Here is an 18,497-nt window from a genome sequence, read left to right on the forward strand (position 1 = left end):
GCCGTGGCCGCCGCTGTGGCCGCGTGTGGGCGCCTACAGCCGGTGCGCCGCGCCCGCAGGAGACGCGCCCCGGGTGTCCAGCAGTACCTGGGCCTTCACGGCCAGGCCCTGGAGGTCGTAGGTGCGGTGGTGCTGGAGCAGGATCGTGAGATCCGCGTTGGCCGCGGCTTCGTAGAGGGAGTCCGCGCGGGGGACGGGCCGGTCGCGGACCCGCCAGTCGAGGACGTACGGGTCGTGGTAGCTGACGGAGGCGCCCAGTTCCAACAGGCGCTGGGCGATCTCGGGCGCGGGGGAGCCCTGGAGGTCGGCGAGGTCCGGCTTGTACGTGATGCCGAGCAGCAGCACGCGTGCGCCGCGCGCGGACTTGCCGTGCTCGTTGAGGAGCGTGGCGCAGCGCTGGATGACGTACTGCGGCATGCGCTCGTTGATGTGGCCCGCCAGTTCGACCAGCCGCAGCGGACGGTGCGGGCCGATCGTGTCGAGGGGCACCCCGTGGCCGCCGACGCCGGGCCCCGGGCGGAAGGCGTGGAAGCCGAACGGCTTGGTCTCGGCGCAGCGGATGACGTCCCAGAGGTCGACCCCGAGCTCGTTGCAGAGCACCGCCATCTCGTTGACCAGGGCGATGTTGACGTGCCGGAAGTTGGTTTCCAGAAGCTTGACGGTCTCGGCCTCGCGCAGTCCGCGTGCGCGGACCACCTTGTCGGTGACGCGCCCGTAGAACGCCGCGGCCGATTCGGTGCAGGCGGGCGTGAGCCCGCCGATCACCTTCGGGGTGTTGGCGCAGGTGTGGCTGCGGTTGCCCGGGTCGAGCCGGCTGGGGGAGTACGCGAGGTGGAAGTCGCGGCCCGCGCGCAGCCCGGAGCCCTCCTCCAGGATCGGCCTGAGATAACTCTCCGTAGTGCCCGGAGCGACCGCGGACTCCAGCAGCACGGTCATGTGCGGGCGCAGCCGCGCGGCCAGCGCGCGGGCGGCGTCGCCGACGGCGGTCAGATCCGGCGCCCGGTCCGCGCCGGGCGGGGTGGGCGCGCAGATGACGGCGGTGCGGACCCGGCCCAGCTCGGCCGGGTCGGTGGTCGGCCGGAAGCCCCCCGAGAGCATCCGGCGGATCTCGGAGGCGCTGAGCGAACCGTCCACCGGCGGGCGTCCCGCGGCGAGTTCGGCGACGGCTCCGGGGTCGGTGTCGTAGCCGACGGCGTTGATGCCGGCGGCCACGGCGGCCTGGGCGAGCGGCAGTCCGAGGTGGCCGAGTCCGATGACGGCGAGATCTGCGGGCATGGCGGTGAACCGTCCTTCCCGGTAGCCGAAGCTCCCAGTAGCCGAAGGGGACATGGCCCGCAAGTCCTGTGGACGGAACGAGTCGGGACCAGCAGGGCACCATGTCACACTAGGCGTAAATATGACCGAAATACGGCATTGCGAGTGTCTGGCAGCCCGAGTGTTGTCCACAGGCGGTGGCTGAAGTCGGTGAGTGCGGACAGAATCGAGGTTGTGAGCGTGGGCTTTCCGGGCCCGGGCTCGATGAGTCCGACCTACGGGGGCGACGGGAGGCAGTCGTGAGGACAGCGACACTGGGGCCTGCTCAGCGGGCCGAGGCGCTTGCCGCGATGGCGGAGCGTGAGCTGGACGTGCTGGTCGTCGGCGCCGGCGTGGTCGGTGCCGGCACGGCACTGGACGCAGCGACACGAGGACTCTCGACGGGCCTGGTCGAGGCCCGGGACTGGGCGTCGGGCACCTCCAGCAGATCGAGCAAGCTCATCCACGGCGGGCTGCGCTATCTGGAGATGCTGGACTTCGCGCTGGTCCGGGAGGCCCTCAAGGAGCGCGGACTGCTGCTGGAGCGGCTCGCCCCCCATCTCGTCAAGCCCGTGCCGTTCCTCTATCCCCTCCAGCACAAGGGCTGGGAGCGCCTCTACGCGGGCTCGGGCGTCGCGCTGTACGACGCGATGTCGATCTCCTCGGGCCACGGCCGCGGGCTGCCCACCCACCGCCACCTGTCCCGCAAGCACGCCCTCCAGGTCGCACCCTGCCTGAAGAGGGACGCCCTCGTCGGCGCCCTGCAGTACTACGACGCCCAGATGGACGACGCCCGCTATGTCGCGACCCTGGTGCGCACGGCCGCGAGCTACGGCGCCCATGTCGCAAGCCGCGCACGGGTCATCGGCTTTCTGCGGGAGGGCGAGCGGGTCGTCGGCGCCCGTGTGCAGGACGTGGAGGCCGGCGGGGAGTACGAGGTCCGGGCGAAGCAGATCGTCAACGCCACGGGGGTGTGGACGGACGACACCCAGGCCCTGATCGGCGAGCGCGGCCAGTTCCACGTCAGGGCGTCCAAGGGCATCCATCTGGTCGTGCCCAAGGACCGGATCCACTCGACCACCGGGCTCATCCTGCGCACCGAGAAGTCCGTGCTCTTCGTCATCCCCTGGGGCCGCCACTGGATCGTGGGCACGACGGACACCGACTGGGACCTCGACAAGGCCCATCCGGCCGCCTCCAGCGCGGACATCGACTATCTGCTGGAGCACGTCAACTCGGTGCTCGCGGTGCCGCTCAGCCGCGACGACGTGCAGGGGGTGTACGCGGGGCTGCGGCCGCTCCTCGCCGGCGAGTCGGACGCGACCAGCAAGCTCAGCCGCGAGCACACGGTGGCCCATCCGGTCCCGGGGCTGGTCGTCGTCGCCGGCGGGAAGTACACGACGTACCGGGTGATGGCGAAGGACGCCGTGGACGCTGCGGTCCACGGCCTGGACCAGCGCGTGGCCGCCTGCGTCACGGAGGACGTGCCGCTGCTCGGGGCCGAGGGCTACCGGGCGCTGTGGAACGCGCGGGCGAGGATCGCGGCGCGCACGGGCATCCATGTCGCCCGGGTGGAGCATCTGCTCAACCGGTACGGCTCGATGACCGAGGAGCTCCTCGAACTCGTCGCGGCCGACCCGCAGCTCGGTGAGCCGCTCACCGGCGCGGATGACTATCTGCGCGCGGAGGTCGTCTATGCCGCGTCGCACGAAGGGGCCCGTCATCTGGACGACGTCCTCACACGCCGGACACGGATCTCGATCGAGACCTTCGACCGGGGCACGCGCTGTGCGCGCGAGTGCGCGGAGCTGATGGCGCCGGTGCTGGGGTGGGACAAGGAGCACATCGAGAAGGAGGTCGAGCACTACGAGAAGCGGGTCGAGGCGGAGCGCGAGTCCCAGCGCCAGCCGGACGACCTGACGGCGGACGCGGCCCGCCTGGGCGCACCGGACATCGTCCCGATCTGATAGCCGCGGTCCGCCTCACCGCGGTCCGGCCCGACTGCGGTGCGGGCCCACGGCGGTCCGGCTCACGGCGGTCCGGCCCGACCGCGGTGCGGGCTCGCCTCGGTCTGGCCCACCGCGGTCCGGCCCGACCGCGGTGCGGGCTCGCCTCGGTCTGGCCCACCGCGGTCCGGCTCGTCGCGGTGCGGGTTCGCCTCGGTCTGGCCCACGGCGGTCCGGCTCGTCGCGGTCCGGCTCACCTCGGTCCGGCTCACCGCGGTCCGGCTCGTCCCGATCCGACTCGTCCCGATTCCGGTGGTGCACGCCGGGCCGAATCCCCTTCCACAGGCCCGACCTGACACACGGTGGACCCGGGAGACTCACCGGTCCCGGAGTGAGAGAGAATGGGGGCTCTTCCAGGGCGGGTTACCGCATCGCGCGGAAGCGGCAGGCGCGGGCGAGGATCAGGGATCGCAGAGGGGACGCATGTCGGAGGCGAAGCAGTCGCGGGACACGGCACCGGAGCCCCTGCGGGACACTGACCGGGACGCTGAGCGCCCCACGGCCAAGGGCTCTGACGAGGGCTCGGAGAAGCGCACGGAAGCGAACACGGGCACGGCCGCGGACACCAACAAGACCGCGGACACCGCCAAGGCCACCGGCACCGGCACGGGCGGGAGGGCGGGCGCGGGCGCGGTCCGGGGTGCGGTGAAGACCGGGGCGGAGGGCCGGCTGCTGGCCGGGCGGTACCGGCTGGGCGGCGTGCTCGGCCGCGGCGGCATGGGCACCGTATGGCGGGCCGTCGACGAGACGCTCGGCCGTACCGTCGCCGTGAAGGAACTGCGGTTCCCCAACAGCATTGACGAGGACGAGAAGCGACGCCTCATCACGCGCACGCTGCGCGAGGCGAAGGCCATCGCCCGGATCCGCAACAACGGCGCCGTGACGGTCTACGACGTCGTCGACGAGGACGACCGGCCATGGATCGTCATGGAGCTCATCGAGGGCAAGTCCCTCGCCGAAGCCGTGCGCGAGGACGGCGTCCTGACGCCCCGCCGGGCCGCCGAGGTCGGCCTCGCCATCCTCGACGTGCTGCGCTCCGCGCACCGCGAGGGCATCCTGCACCGCGATGTGAAGCCGTCCAACGTGCTGATCGCGGAGGACGGCCGGGTCGTGCTCACCGACTTCGGCATCGCCCAGGTCGAGGGCGACCCCTCCATCACCTCCACCGGCATGCTCGTCGGCGCGCCCTCCTACATCTCGCCGGAGCGCGCCCGCGGCCACCGGCCCGGACCCGCGGCCGATCTGTGGTCGCTGGGCGGCCTGTTGTACGCGAGCGTCGAGGGCTGCCCCCCGTACGACAAGGGCTCCGCCATCGCGACGCTGACCGCCGTGATGACCGAGCCGCTCGACCCGCCGAAGAACGCGGGTCCGCTGGAGGAGGTCATCTACGGCCTCCTGGCGAAGGATCCGGCGCAGCGGCTCGACGACGCGGGCGCGCGAGCACTGCTCATGGACGTCGTCCACGCCCCGGAGCGGGCGGCCGAGCCGGAGCCGTCGGCCGAGGCGACCAGGGTGGTCCCGCTGCCGCCCGTTCCGCCGGAGCCCACTGCTCCGGCGGAACCGGCCGCCCCCGCCAAGGACGCGGCGTCCGAGCGTCTGCGCGGCGCCCTGCGCTCCGTGCGCAACGCGGCCGCCGCGGCCGCCACCACATCCGCCGCGAAGTCCGGACAGAGGTCCGGGCGGGGGTCCTCCGGGCAGAAGGCTGTCGCCGCTCCCGGGCGGCCGGCGTCGCCGCAGGGCACGGCCACACGGCCTGCTCCCGTACGGGCGCCGCTCACCGACGTGGTGCCCCGGCGCACGCTCGTGATCATCGCCGTCGTCGCGGCGCTCGCCGTCCTCGCCACCGTGCTCGTCTTCGTCCTGGACGGCGACGGGACCGGCGGCAACCAGGGCAGGACCACGGGTGGTACGACCGCCTCGGCCGGGACCGGCTCTGATGGTGGGACTGCCGGCAGCGGCAAGGACAAGGGTGACGAGGCCCAGGGCGGCGACCCCGCGAGCGGCGACGCGCAGGGCAGCGGCAGCGGCTCCGGAGGCGCGCAGCCGTCCGACGACCCGAAGACCAGTGACCCGGCGACCGGAGGCGGCCTCCCGGCCGGCTACGAGCAGGTGAAGAACGACCAGTTCCACTTCACCATGGCGATGCCGGAGAACTTCAGGCTCACCCGCATCGCGGGCCAGAACTCGGGCGGGATCTTCAGCGCGAACGGCGGCTTCCCGCGCGTGCAGGTCGACTTCACGGGCAGCCCGGGGGACGATGCGGCGGCGGCCTGGTCGGCCGCGGTCCTCGCCGTCAAGAGCAGCAGCAACGGCTACAAGCACCTCGGCATCAAGCCCGTCGAGTACAACGGCTACCCGACCGTCGCCGACTGGAGCTTCGAGCGCACCCAGAGCGGCCAGCGGGTGCGCGTCCTCAACCGAGGCTTCAAGGTCGACGCCAGGCGCGGCTACTCGATCATGGTCAGCTGCAAGGCGAGCGAGTGGAACGGCGAGGAGTGCAGGACGCTGCGCGATACGGCGTTCGCCACGTTCGCTCCCAAGGACTGAACAGGCCACGTATCGTGAGATGTCGCGGACCGTACGCAGCCGCAAGAGGCCGGTGAACGACCGGAATTGACGGTTTCGTACGGTCTTCGGGGCGCCCAGGTGTCCCGGGGGTGGCGAGTGAACCGAAGGGGCCTGGGCGCCCCGGAGGTGGACCGAGCCGAAGATCAGCGCGCTGCTGGGGAGGCGTCGTGGACGACTACGCGGGAAGGGTGCTCGCCGACCGCTACCGCCTGCCGCTGCCCCCGTCCGATGCGTACGAACTCATCGAGACACGGGCCTTCGACACCTACAGCGGCCAGGAAGTCCTCGTCAGGCAGGTGCCGTTGCCGGAGGTCGTGGACGCGGAAGTGCTCGACGCCGACGGTGGTGTCCGCGGGGTCCCCGCGCCCCGGCGGGCGCCCGGACGGGCCACGCGCCGGCCCTCGGACCCGGCGGTCCTGCGGGCCGTCGAGGCGGCCCAGGCGGCGGCCCAGATCCCTGACCACCCCCGGCTCGACCAGGTCTTCGACGTGTTCGCGGAGGACGGTTCGCTCTGGATAGTGAGCGAACTCGTCGCCGCACGCCCGCTCGCCGCGCTGCTCGCCGAGAAGCCGCTCGACCCCTACCGGGCCGCGGAGATCGCCTCCGACGTTCTCACCGCGCTCCGCGCCCTCCATGTCCATGGCTGGACCCACCGGAACATCACGGTCCGCACGGTCCTGGTCTGCGACGACGGCCGTGTCGTCCTGACGGGCCTCGCGGCGGGCGCGGCGGAAGAGGCCCTGTGCGGGTACGCGCCGGTGCCGGACCCCGCGGACGAGGTGGTCGAGGCCGACCCGGTGGAGGCACCGGACCCGTACACGCCTCCGGCGTACGGATACGGCTTCGGCCAGGCAGCCGCCCCTGTGGACACATCCCTGGACACGTCCGTGGACACGCGAGCGGTCCGCGCGGGCGCGATCGCCGCGTACCGGGCGGGAGCGGCACGCGCCGGGGCCCGTCTGAGCGAGGACCGCCGGCAGATCGAGTCCCGCGGCACAGGCGGCACGGGTGGCACAGGCGGACAGGAGGGCTCGCACGGCGTCGAGCGACTGCACCACCCGGGTGTGGGGGACGAGCCACGGTGGTGGTCCCGGCCCACCGACGACAACGCCGACGACAACGCCGACGCCGATGCGGACGCCGCCGTGTACGAGGGCGAGGTGGACCCTGACGACCCCGCCCCGTACCGCGCCGAGCTGGCCGGCACCTGGCGCGACGGCCCCGTCCCGGACGGCCCCGCGTCCCTCCCGGCGGGCGGTGGCCCTTCCCCGTACGGCAGGGACTCCTCCGTGGGTGCCGACGCCCTGCGCGCCGATGCCCGGCGGGCAGGGACCGGCGGCGAGGCCGGCAGGCCGGAGGTCCGAGGCCGCGGCGGGCACGGGCCCGTGCAGCTGCCCGCGCAGAGTGGTGGCCGCGGCCGGTGGGACGAGGCAGCGAGTGGCGGCAGTGGCGGTGCCGCGACCGGTACCGGCGCCGGGTACCGGGGGCCCGCCACGCCGCTCGCCGCCGAGCGGGCCCGGCAGGCGCGGATCGCCGTCGTCGGAGCGGTCACCGAGCGGTGGGCGCCCGAGCAGGCGGGACCCGTGCACGGGACCTGGCAGTTGGCGCCGCCCGTCGGCCCCGCCACCGACCTGTGGGCGCTCGGGGCGCTGCTCTACCGCGCGGTGCAGGGCCACGCCCCGTACCCGGAGGAGAGCGCCGTCGAGCTGGTCCAGCTCGTCTGCGCCGAGCCGCCCGCGTTCGCCGAGGAGTGCGGTCCACTGCGCCCCGTCGTCGAGTCCCTGCTGCGCCAGGACCCCACCGAGCGCCCGGACTTCGAGGAGCTCCGCGGCTGGCTCCGCTCCCTCGTCAGGTCCGCGCCCGAGCCCGACGCGGGCGCCGCGGTCGTGGCGTTGCCGTCCGTCGACGCCGGCAGGCTGCCCGTGGTGCGCCGTCGCGGTGAGCTCGTCCGCAGGCGCCGGGGCGGCACGGCGGCCACCGCGCACGGCCGCCACCGGCACAGGAAGTCCCGTGAGCAGCCTCGTGCGCCGCGCGAGGCCCGCCGGCCCGTCGAGTCCGGTGAGAGGAGCCCGCGCGGCGGCCCGCGCTCGCTCGGCCGTACGCTCCTCGTGCTGATCCTGCTGGCACTTGCCGCGGCGATCGCCTACGCCGTGCTGTTCATGCCCAAGGCCGGAGAGGCCGCCTCCGGGACCGGCGGCGACGGCACCGCCCCGGCCGGACGGCCGAGTGCCCCCGCCGAGGGCGCGTCCTCCGGCGGCCAGCAGCCGCAGACCTCCGCGCCCGCCGTCGACCTCGCCGACGGCTATGTGGCCCGGATCGACCCGGAGGGCTTCCGTATCGGCGTCGACAAGACGTGGCAGCGGCGGCCGGTCAACGACAGTGGCCAGGTCCGCTACATCGGCGGCGACTTCACCCTCATCGTCGTCCCGGGCCGCGACTCAGTGCGGGACCACGGTGCCGACCCGATGGCGTACCAGCGCGACAAGGAGCGCGAGCTGCAGCCCTTCCGGGACTCCTCCTGGGCGTCGTCCACGGGACTGCGCCGCATAGACGTCGGCAAACAGGCCATGGCGGAGGGCCAGTTCACCTGGCAGGACAGCAGCGGACGCGAGGTGTACGTGCGCAACCTCGCCCTGATCGTCGCCGACCGCTACCACGTGATCCAGGTGATCGGCCCCGAGGCCGAGCGGGACAAGGTCACCGAGATCTACCAGCAGGCGACGGCGGCGTACCAGGCGGCCCGCTGACCACAACGGCACCGCGCCGGTCGCAGCGGCACCGCGCCGGTCGCAGCGGCACCGCGCCGATCGCAGCGGCGCCCGGTCGGTCGCAGTTGGCACCGCGGCGACCGCAACGGCGCCCGGTCGACCGCTCCCCGCAACGACCGGGTCACGGTGCGAGTTGATGAGTGGCCCTGTGTTCCCCGTACGTACCTCCTCTCCGTAACCTGTCATTCCAAGGAACGGGGCGGGGGCACGGGGCACGTGGAGAACATGCGGAGCACAGGCGCGGGACTGCTGCTGGCCGGCCGGTACCGGTTGACGGAAAGCATCGGCCGCGGCGGCATGGGCAAGGTCTGGCGCGCCCAGGACGAACTCCTGCACAGAACGGTCGCGGTCAAGGAGCTGACCGCCGGGCTGTACGTCTCCGAGGCCGACCGCACGGTCCTGCACGCCCGGACCCAGAAGGAGGCCAGGGCCGCCGCCCGGATCAGCCATCCGAACGTGGTGACCGTCCACGACGTGCTGGAGTACGACGACCGCCCGTGGATCGTCATGCAGTACGTCGACGGTCCGTCACTCGCCGACGCCGCCAAGGAGTCGGGTTCCGTCCGCCCCGCCGAAGCGGCCCGTATCGGCCTGCACGTCCTGGGCGCGCTGCGCGCCGCGCACGCCGCCGGGGTGCTCCACCGCGACGTCAAGCCCGGGAACGTGCTGCTCGCCTCCGACGGCCGCGTGCTGCTCACCGACTTCGGGATCGCCGCCATCGAGGGCGACTCGACGATCACCAGAACCGGTGAACTCGTCGGCTCCATCGACTTCCTGGCTCCCGAGCGGGTACGCGGCGGGGACCCAGGACCCGCGTCCGACCTGTGGTCCCTGGGCGCCACGCTGTACACGGCGGTGGAGGGCACGTCCCCGTTCCGGCGTACGTCACCGCTGTCCACGATGCAGGCCGTGGTGAGCGAGGAGCCGCCGCCCGCCCGGAAGGCGGGCGTGCTCGCGCCCGTCATCACCGCCCTGCTGCGCAAGGACCCCGGGCAGCGCCCGTCGGCCGCCGAGACCGAGCGGATGCTGATGGAGGCGATGGAAGGGCGCAGCCCGCGGTCGGCGCAGGCGTACGTGCCGACGCAGACGGTGGACGCCGACGACCGGCGGGGCGCGACGGCGCGGCTCGCGGAGCAGACACCCGTACCGGGGAGCGCACCCGGCACGGCACCGGCGGCGCCCGCCTCGTCCCGCGGGCGGAGCGGCCGTTGGCGCACGGTGCTGCTGGCCGGTGTGCTCGCCGCGGTCATCGGCTGCGGCGCGGGATACCTCGCGATGCGGTACGCGGACGGCGACGGCGGGGGCAAGAGGACCGCGAACGAGCAGATCCCCGGCCCCGGCACGTCCACCGGCCCCGGCACGTCGACCGGGCCGGGCAGCGGCAAGAAGGGTTCCGTGCCGGACGGCTGGCGGCGGGTCACCGACCCGGAGGGCTTCAGCCTGCTCGTGCCGGAGGGCTGGCGGCGCCAACTGGACGGCAACCAGATCGACTACACACCCGACAACGGCCGTCACCGCATCCGGATCAGCGTCGACCCGTCGCCGGACTTCGAGAACCCGTACATGCACATGCTCGATGTGGAGAAGACCGTCGAGGTGCGGCTGCCCGCGTACAAGCGGCTGACCCTGCACGCCAACACCTTCCGCGACCAGACGGAATCGGCGCTGTGGGAGTTCACCTGGACGGAGACCAAGGACCACCCGGGCAAGCGCCGCGCGATCGACCAGGTCTACTACGACGACAACGGCACCGAGTACGCGCTGTACATGTCGGGCCCGGCCGGGAACTGGCCGACGATCCGGCAGCAGTTCGACACCATGGTCCAGAGCTGGCAGCCGCCGCCGGCGGGGGCGGACGGCTGACGGCGGACGGCTGACAGCCGAAGGCCGAAGGCCGGCGGCTCCGGGTGTCCGTGCCGGCCGAGGGCGCGGCGCGCACGGACGGCGAGGTGATCTTCACGAACGTGGTGGAGCATCCCAAGATCCAGGGGCTTCGCTGCTCCCAAGCCCCTGATCAGGGCTTATGTGCCAGTGATCACTGGCGTGATGTGAGGGCCTCGCGAAAAGCTGTTACCGACGGGTACCCAAAGGCCGGATTGCGTCATACTCTCGCCCCCATGACGGACTCGCAGGCCCTCGCGCCCACCCCCACGAATCCGGTCGCGGCGGCCCCCGCGGGCGCCCGGACTGCTGCCGATGTGGTCACCCCCGAGGTGGTCGCCCAGCTGACGCGCGGCGTCGTGGGCTCCGGCCGCACCGCCAACCACACCCCCTTCACCGGGGAGAAGCTGGCCGACCTGCCCGAGTCCACGCCCGAGGACGTCGCCGAGGCGTTCGCCCGCGCCCGCGCCGCCCAGCCCGCCTGGGCCGCGACCTCACCGCGCGCCCGCGCCGCCGTGCTGCTCCGCTTCCACGACCTGGTCCTGGAGCGCCAGGGCGAGGTGCTCGACCTCATCCAGCTGGAGACCGGCAAGGCCCGTCTCCACGCCCACGAAGAGGTCCTCTCCGTCGCCGTCGCCGCGCGCCACTACGGCCGCAGGGCCCCCTCGTATCTGCGGCCCAAGCGGCACACCGGCGTCGTGCCCGTCCTCACCAAGACCACCGAACTGCGCCAGCCGCGCGGCGTCGTCGGCCAGATCGCCCCCTGGAACTACCCGCTGGAGCTGTCCGTCGGCGACGCGCTCCCCGCCTTCGTCTCCGGCAACGCCGTCGTGATGAAGCCCGACACCGAGACCGCGCTGACCGCCCTGTGGGCCCGCGACCTGCTGATCGAGGCCGGACTGCCCGCCGGTGTCTTCCAGGTCGTCATCGGCGAGGGCCCGGTCGTCGGCCCCGAGGTCGTCCGGCACGCCGACTACGTCTCGTTCACCGGCTCCACCCGCACCGGCCGCGAGGTCGCCCAGGGCGCCGCCGCCCGCCTCGTCGGCGTCTCCCTCGAACTCGGCGGCAAGAACGCCATGCTGGTGCTGCATGACGCCGACGTCGACAAGGCCGCCGCCGGCGCCGTCCGCGCCTGCTTCTCCTCCGCGGGCCAGCTCTGCATCTCCATCGAGCGCCTGTACGTCCACGAGTCCGTCGCCGACGCCTTCGTCGAGCGCTTCGCGGCCCGTACGAAGGCCATGCGCCTCGGCAACTCCCTCGCGTACGGCGCCGACATGGGCTCGCTCGTCGGCGAGCGGCAGCTGGAGACGGTCAAGCGCCATGTGGAGGAGGCCGTCGCCAAGGGCGCGACGCTCGTCGCGGGCGGCGCCCACCGCACCGACATCGGCCCCCTCTTCTACGAGCCCACCATCCTCGACGGCGTCGAGGCGCCGATGGCCGTGTGCGCCGAGGAGACCTTCGGCCCCGTCGTCTCGGTCTACCGCTTCACGGACGAGGACGACGCCGTCGAGCAGGCCAACGCCACCCCGTACGGCCTCAACGCGAGCGTGTGGACCAAGGACGGCCGCCGCGGCCACGCCGTCGCCGCCCGGCTGCGCACCGGCACCGTCAACATCAACGAGGGGTACGCGCCCGCGTACGGCAGCGTGCAGTCCCCGATGGGCGGCATGAAGGACTCCGGCCTGAGCCGGCGGCACGGCTCCGAGGGGATCCTCAAGTACACCGAGGCCCAGACGGTGGCGCAGCAGCGGCTGATCCCGCTGGCCCCGTCCTTCGGCATGGACGACGCGAAGTACGCGGCGTTCATGAGCACGTCCCTGAAGGTCATGAAGGCCCTGCGGCTGCGCTGACGCACCCACCCCGAACCCCGCACGTTCCCCAAGGATCTCGACGAGGAGAGCCATGCCCGAGTCCCGGCCTGCCCAGAATGACGACTACGACTACGACGTCATCGTGGTCGGCTCCGGCTTCGGCGGCTCCGTTTCGGCCCTCCGTCTCACCGAGAAGGGCTACCGCGTCGGCGTCCTGGAGGCGGGCCGCCGCTTCACCCGCGAGACGCTGCCCAGGAACTCCTGGGACCTGCGCAACTACCTGTGGGCCCCGGCGCTCGGGTTCTTCGGCATCCAGCGCATCCATCTCCTCGGCAACGTGATGGTGCTGGCAGGAGCGGGCGTCGGCGGCGGCTCCCTCAACTACGCGAACACGCTGTACGTCCCGCCCGCCCCGTTCTTCAACGACCCGCAGTGGAAGGACATCACGGACTGGCAGGAGGAGCTGAGGCCGTACTACGACCAGGCGCAGCGCATGCTCGGGGTGCGGCTCAACCCCACCATGACCCCCTCCGACGTGCACCTGAAGGCGACCGCCGAGGCCATGGGCGTCGGCGACACCTTCCACATGGCCCCGGTGGGGGTCTTCTTCGGCGACGGCCGTGACGCCGTCGGCGAGGACGGGGCCGCGGCCGGGGCGGGGAACGCGAAGGCCGAGCCGGGCGCGGAGGTCCCCGACCCCTACTTCGGCGGCGCGGGCCCCTCCCGCCGCGCCTGCACCGAGTGCGGCGAGTGCATGACCGGCTGCCGCCACGGCGCCAAGAACACCCTCAACGAGAACTACCTCTACCTCGCCGAGAAGGCCGGCGCCGTCATCCACCCGATGACGTCGGTCACGGCCGTGACCGAGGACTCGCGGGGCGGCTTCGCCGTCACGACCCTGCCGAGCGACAGCAAGCGCAAGGGCCCGGGCCGTACGTTCACGGCCCGGCGGGTCGTCGTCGCGGCCGGCACGTACGGCACCCAGACGCTGCTCCACCGTATGAAGGACAGCGGGCTGCTGCCCCGGATCTCCGCGCGGCTCGGCGAGCTGACCCGCACCAACTCCGAGGCCCTCGTCGGCGCCCAGACCGACGACTGCCGCTACCGCAAGCGCCACGGCGTCGACAAGGTCGACTTCACACGCGGGGTCGCGATCACGTCCTCGATCCACCCGGACGAGCACACCCACATCGAGCCGGTCCGCTACGGCAAGGGCTCGAACTCCATGGGCGGCATGACCGTCCTCCAGGTCCCCTACAGCTCGCGCCGCGTCCTGGCCTGGTTGGGCAACTGCGCCCGCCACCCGTGGCTCACCGTTCGCGCGCTCTCCAACCGCCGCTGGTCGGAGCGGACCATCATCGGCCTGGTCATGCAGTCCCTGGACAACTCCCTGACCACGTACCGCAAGGAGAAGGGCCTCGGCAAGGGCCTCCTCACCGCCCGCCAGGGCCACGGCGCCCCCAACCCGGGCCAGATCCCCGAGGCCACCCGCGCCGCGACCCTCCTCGCCGAGGAGATCAACGGTTTCGCCGGCTCCAACATCGGCGAACTCATGGGTACCCCGCTCACCGCCCACTTCCTCGGCGGCTGCCCGATCGGCGCCACCGTAGAATCGGGAGTGATCGACCCGTACCACCGCCTCTACGGCCACCCGGGCATATCGGTCGTCGACGGCGCCGCCGTCACCGCGAACCTCGGCGTCAACCCGTCCCTCACCATCACGGCCCAGGCCGAACGGGCCATGTCCTTCTGGCCCAACAACGGCGACCCCGACCCCCGCCCGCACCAGGACGCGGCGTACGCCCGCCTCTCCCCGGTCGCCCCGAAGTCCCCCTCGGTCCCGGCAGACGCCTTCGGCGCGCTGAACCTCCCGTTCCTGGGCATGCCGTCGGTCCCGCCGAAGTCCTCCTGACACAGGAGAAGGGCGCTGCACCCCCCTCCGAGTGCAGCGCCCTTCTTGCTCTGTTGCGGTGTTACGCGACCGCGGCGCCCTTACGACGCTTCATCGCGAAGACGACACCGGCACCGGCGACGATGGCGATGCCACCGGCGATACCGATGGTCGGCAGCATCGAGGAGGAACCGGTCTCGGCGAGGTTGCCGGAGACGGGGATCTCCTTGATTCCGCCCTGCGGCTTGGTGTCGGGGCCCTTGTCCCCGGGCTTCTGGTCGCCCTCGCCCGGCTTGGCCTCGCCCGGGTTCTCGTTCGACGAGCCCGGCGCCAGGACGACGAAGTCCACGATCTGGCCCTCGTTCTCGGCGATGCACTCCTGGCCCTCGACGTCACCGAGGTAGCCGCCTGAGCCGAAGGAGTAGCTGTCCCCGGCCGGGGCGTTCTTGTCGATGGTGAGGCGGAGGTCGATCTTCACGAAGTCCTGGGACTTCATGGTCTCGACGCCCCAGAAGTAGCCGCCGGCCCAGTCCTTGTCGCCGATGCCGGCCCACTCGTTGGTGCCGGGGAGCTTGAACTCCAGGTCGACGTACTTGCTGAGGTACTTGTCCTCGTCGAGCTCGTAGTTCTCGACCTCGGCGTAGAAGGCGACCTCCTTGAGGTCGGCCTCCGACTTGTTCGTGATGGTGAGGTTGAACTCCTCCGGGGCGCTGCCCGCGACGATCTTGCCGGGCAGGCCGGAGATCTCGACGTCGAGAGCCTTCTCCTCGAAGTTCTCGTCGATCTCCTCGCAGTACGGCGGGAGCTCCTCGTCCTCGCCCGGGTCGGTGCCCTCGGCGGGGGGCTCCTCGCCCGGGTTGGTGCCCTCGGCGGGGGGCTCCTCCTCCGGGTTGGTGCCCTCGGCCGGGGTCTCCTCTTCGGGCTTGGTCTCCTCGGCCGGGGTCTCCTCCTCCGGCTTGGTCTCCTCGGCGGGAGTCTCCTCGCCCGGCTTGGTCTCCTCGGCCGGGGTCTCCTCCGCCGGGGTGGTGCCCTCGGCCGGGGTCTCCGACTCGCCCGTCGAGCCGGCGGTGGAGGTCGTGCTGGTGGTGCCGTCCGTCGCGTACGCGGCCGGAGCCGCCAGGAAGGCGGCAGGGGCTATGACAGCGGTCGCTGCGGCGACGGCCATAGCGCGGCGAAGCTTCATGAAGACCTCAGTGAAGTCTGGCGCACCGCGCATCGCGCGATACGGAGTCTGGTGGGCCAACCCGGCTGTGGAGTCACGGGTGTGGCCGTTGTTTCGCATGCATGACCTGTGACCAGTGGGATTGGTTGCACGGAAACTCACGCAGACTTTATGTGACCTGCATCACGTGCCTGTGGCATGTGCCACCCATGGTGGCGACAGGAACGGGCAGTGGACGCACAAGGGCCCCGCGACGTCCCGTCCGCGGGGCCCTTGGCGGACGGCACCGGCGTCAGGGCAGCGCCGGTGCCGAGGGGCGGCGCCGGAGGGTTGCGCCGCTCGTGTGGGGGATGGGGGGACCGGTGGGCGCGGGGAGGCGCGCGCAGTGGTCGGACCAATGGCGGTGGCGTGGGGGTGGCTGCATCGTGCTGGACGGCCGTCGCCCGCGCAATACCTTGGACGGAACGGGCCTGCCGAGCGCGGTCGGCCCCGGGCGTCCCCGGAGCCGACCGCCTGGGGTGACCGGGCTGCTGTCCCCTGCCGACCGGTCACGCGCGCCGGGGCGAGGTCCCACGACGTACCTGCGGTACGTCACACGCCCCAGCGGAGCCACGCGTGGTTCTTCCTTCGGGGCCCGCCCCTGGCTGGCACGGACATCGGGACCAACGAAGGCCCGTCCGATGCGGTCACGCGCCGTACGGGTGAGAGCGGGTCCGTACGCGCGTTCTTCCTCAGATGCGGCCCCGGCACAGCTCCAGGAGCGTCATGGCCAGCGCCGTACCCGGCTTGCCCAGCGCATCCCTGTAGTGGCCGAGCACCTCCATCTCGCGCGAGAGGTTCACACGGCGGCCGCCCGAGGTGATGCGGGCCTCCTGGATGACGGCCGAGACGGCCATCCGTTCCTGGACCAGGCCGATGATGTGGTCGTCGAGGGCGTCGATGCGTTCGCGGGCGCCGTTGATCACGTGCGCGGCCTCGTCGGTGCGGGCTCCGGTCTCGGTGACGGAGGTGACGGGGGTGACGGAGGTGACAGGGGTGGCGGGCATGGGAGGGCTCCTTGGGTGGAGGCCCCGGGACGAGCGACCGGTCCGGGAAACACAGTGCGCCCCGGGCCTGTCGGCCCGGGGCGCCTGGGAAGTCGCTTGTCAGTTGCTCAAGCAGCACGACCATGGCAGCCGGCGGGCCGGGTGCCATAGGTAAAGACGAAGGTCGTGTGCGTGCGCATGGGGGCCAGTATGCCCTCTGCCCCCGCCGGTGCCAATCCGGGTTCGGACGGTTCGGACGGTTCGGACGACGAAGACGGCGGTGCGGACAGCGGTGCGGGCGACGATTCGGATGGTGAGACGAAAGAGCCCCTGTCCGCCGCCGGTAGAATCGACAAATAGAGACCCTCCCACCACCGCCGGAAGGCCGCCGTAGTGTCCTCAGCGTCCCCCGCTGCCGCGCCCGACATCGCCAACCCGGACGTAGTCCTCGTTGTCGACTTCGGCGCGCAGTACGCCCAGCTCATCGCCCGCCGCGTCCGTGAGGCCCGCGTCTACAGCGAGATCGTCCCGTCGACCATGCCGGTGGCGGAGATGCTGGCCAGGAAGCCCGCGGCGATCATCCTCTCCGGCGGCCCCTCGTCCGTGTACGAGGAGGGCGCCCCGCGCCTGGACCGGGCGCTCTTCGAGGCCGGCGTCCCCGTATTCGGCATGTGCTACGGCTTCCAGCTGATGGCGCAGACCCTCGGCGGTACCGTCGACAACTCCGGTGCCCGTGAGTACGGCCGTACGGACCTGCACGTCTCCAAGACCGGGTCCACGCTCTTCGAGGGCACCCCCGCCGAGCAGGCGGTGTGGATGTCGCACGGCGACGCCTGCTCCGCCGCGCCCGAGGGCTTCACCGTGACCGCCTCCACGGACGTCGTTCCGGTCGCGGCCTTCGAGAACGACGAGAAGAAGCTGTACGGCGTGCAGCACCACCCGGAGGTCATGCACTCGACCTACGGCCAGCAGGTCCTGGAGCACTTCCTCTACCGGGGCGCCGGCATCGAGCCGACGTGGACGACCGGCAACGTCATCGAGGAGCAGGTCGCCGCGATCCGCGAGCAGGTCGGCGACAAGCGCGCCATCTGCGGGCTGTCCGGCGGGGTCGACTCGGCCGTCGCCGCCGCCCTCGTGCAGAAGGCCATCGGCTCCCAGCTGACCTGCGTGTACGTCGACCACGGCCTGATGCGCAAGGGCGAGACCGAGCAGGTCGAGAAGGACTTCGTCGCCGCGACCGGCGTCTCGCTGAAGGTCGTCGACGCGCAGGAGCGGTTCCTCGCCGCCCTCGCCGGGGTCTCCGACCCCGAGGAGAAGCGGAAGATCATCGGCCGGGAGTTCATCCGGGTCTTCGAGCAGGCCGAGGCCGAGATCATCGCCGAGGCGGGCGCGCACGGCGACCAGCCGGTGAAGTTCCTGGTGCAGGGCACCCTCTACCCGGACGTGGTGGAGTCCGGCGGCGGTACCGGCACCGCGAACATCAAGTCGCACCACAACGTGGGCGGCCTGCCCGAGGACCTCGAGTTCGAGCTCATCGAGCCGCTGCGCAAGCTCTTCAAGGACGAGGTCCGGATGGTCGGCCAGGAGCTCGGCCTGCCGGCGGAGATCGTCCACCGCCAGCCCTTCCCCGGCCCCGGCCTCGGTATCCGTATCGTCGGCGAGGTCACCAGGGAGCGCCTGGACCTGCTGCGCGAGGCCGACGCGATCGCCCGCGAGGAGCTGACCGCCGCCGGGCTCGATCGCGAGATCTGGCAGTGCCCCGTCGTGCTGCTCGCCGATGTGCGCTCGGTGGGCGTGCAGGGCGACGGGCGGACGTACGGGCACCCGATCGTGCTCCGCCCGGTGTCCAGCGAGGACGCCATGACGGCGGACTGGACGCGGATGCCGTACGACGTGCTCGCGAAGATCTCGACCCGGATCACCAACGAGGTCGCGGACGTGAACCGGGTGGTGCTGGATGTGACCAGCAAGCCGCCGGGCACCATCGAGTGGGAGTGACCTCCTTCCGGTAGACCGACATCGACGCCGTCGCCCGTTCCGTCCGGGCGGCGGCGCCGTGTTTGTTGAAGGGCGTTGCATCTCTGGTCAGTTG

At 72.3% G+C, this 18,497-nt stretch carries 10 protein-coding genes; 7 read left to right on the forward strand and 3 right to left on the reverse strand.

The annotated features are described in order from the left end of the window. Positions 1-33: 33 nt before the first annotated feature. Entirely contained in the window at positions 34-1,275 is a 1,242-nt protein-coding gene (locus KK483_RS21790; protein ID WP_262006876.1) for a nucleotide sugar dehydrogenase, read from the reverse strand. A 278-nt stretch (positions 1,276-1,553) separates the two neighbouring features. Here KK483_RS21790 and KK483_RS21795 point away from each other — a divergent pair, with 278 nt between their 5' ends. From KK483_RS21795 to KK483_RS21820, 6 genes are all read left to right on the forward strand, one after another. After that, positions 1,554-3,260 carry a glycerol-3-phosphate dehydrogenase/oxidase gene (locus KK483_RS21795; RefSeq protein WP_262006877.1) on the forward strand — a complete coding sequence of 569 codons (1,707 nt, stop codon included), beginning with the start codon at positions 1,554-1,556 and terminating at the stop codon, positions 3,258-3,260. Positions 3,261-3,722: 462 nt separating this feature from the next. Continuing rightward, positions 3,723-5,846, forward strand: a complete 2,124-nt coding sequence (locus KK483_RS21800; protein ID WP_262006878.1) for a serine/threonine-protein kinase — start codon at positions 3,723-3,725, stop codon at positions 5,844-5,846. Positions 5,847-6,034: 188 nt separating this feature from the next. Further along, positions 6,035-8,614, forward strand: coding sequence for a protein kinase (locus tag KK483_RS21805; protein ID WP_262006879.1), 2,580 nt, complete (start codon positions 6,035-6,037; stop codon positions 8,612-8,614). 237 nt (positions 8,615-8,851) lie between these two features. Continuing rightward, positions 8,852-10,498, forward strand: a complete 1,647-nt coding sequence (locus KK483_RS21810) for a serine/threonine-protein kinase (RefSeq protein ID WP_262006880.1) — start codon at positions 8,852-8,854, stop codon at positions 10,496-10,498. A gap of 254 nt (positions 10,499-10,752) precedes the next feature. After that, on the forward strand, positions 10,753-12,366 hold the full coding sequence (locus tag KK483_RS21815; protein WP_262006882.1) for a succinic semialdehyde dehydrogenase: 1,614 nt from the start codon (positions 10,753-10,755) through the stop codon (positions 12,364-12,366). A 52-nt stretch (positions 12,367-12,418) separates the two neighbouring features. Next, positions 12,419-14,239 (forward strand): GMC family oxidoreductase, encoded by a 1,821-nt coding sequence (locus KK483_RS21820; RefSeq protein ID WP_262006883.1) that lies wholly within the window; start codon positions 12,419-12,421, stop codon positions 14,237-14,239. Between the two features lie 61 nt (positions 14,240-14,300). Here the strand turns inward: KK483_RS21820 and KK483_RS21825 are convergent, their stop codons facing one another. Together KK483_RS21825 and KK483_RS21830 are read right to left on the reverse strand one after the other, a co-directional pair. Next, entirely contained in the window at positions 14,301-15,401 is a 1,101-nt protein-coding gene (locus tag KK483_RS21825; RefSeq protein WP_262006884.1) for an LPXTG cell wall anchor domain-containing protein, read from the reverse strand. A 710-nt stretch (positions 15,402-16,111) separates the two neighbouring features. After that, positions 16,112-16,426, reverse strand: coding sequence for a chorismate mutase (locus tag KK483_RS21830; RefSeq protein WP_262006885.1), 315 nt, complete (start codon positions 16,424-16,426; stop codon positions 16,112-16,114). Between the two features lie 372 nt (positions 16,427-16,798). Between KK483_RS21830 and guaA the strand changes: the two genes are divergently transcribed. Continuing rightward, positions 16,799-18,403, forward strand: a complete 1,605-nt coding sequence (gene guaA, locus KK483_RS21835) for a glutamine-hydrolyzing GMP synthase (protein ID WP_262006886.1) — start codon at positions 16,799-16,801, stop codon at positions 18,401-18,403. Positions 18,404-18,497: the final 94 nt, after the last annotated feature.

This window comes from Streptomyces sp. FIT100 (genome assembly GCF_024584805.1).
Lineage (GTDB): Bacteria > Actinomycetota > Actinomycetes > Streptomycetales > Streptomycetaceae > Streptomyces.

Excerpts from the sequence above, each read along its gene's own strand:
- KK483_RS21830 (WP_262006885.1), bottom strand. The coding sequence starts at position 16,426 with ATGCCCGCCACCCCTGTCACCTCCGTCACCCCCGTCACCTCCGTCACC.
- KK483_RS21815 (WP_262006882.1), top strand. The coding sequence starts at position 10,753 with ATGACGGACTCGCAGGCCCTCGCGCCCACCCCCACGAATCCGGTCGCG.
- KK483_RS21790 (WP_262006876.1), bottom strand. The coding sequence starts at position 1,275 with ATGCCCGCAGATCTCGCCGTCATCGGACTCGGCCACCTCGGACTGCCG.
- KK483_RS21820 (WP_262006883.1), top strand. The coding sequence starts at position 12,419 with ATGCCCGAGTCCCGGCCTGCCCAGAATGACGACTACGACTACGACGTC.
- KK483_RS21825 (WP_262006884.1), bottom strand. The coding sequence starts at position 15,401 with ATGAAGCTTCGCCGCGCTATGGCCGTCGCCGCAGCGACCGCTGTCATA.
- KK483_RS21800 (WP_262006878.1), top strand. The coding sequence starts at position 3,723 with ATGTCGGAGGCGAAGCAGTCGCGGGACACGGCACCGGAGCCCCTGCGG.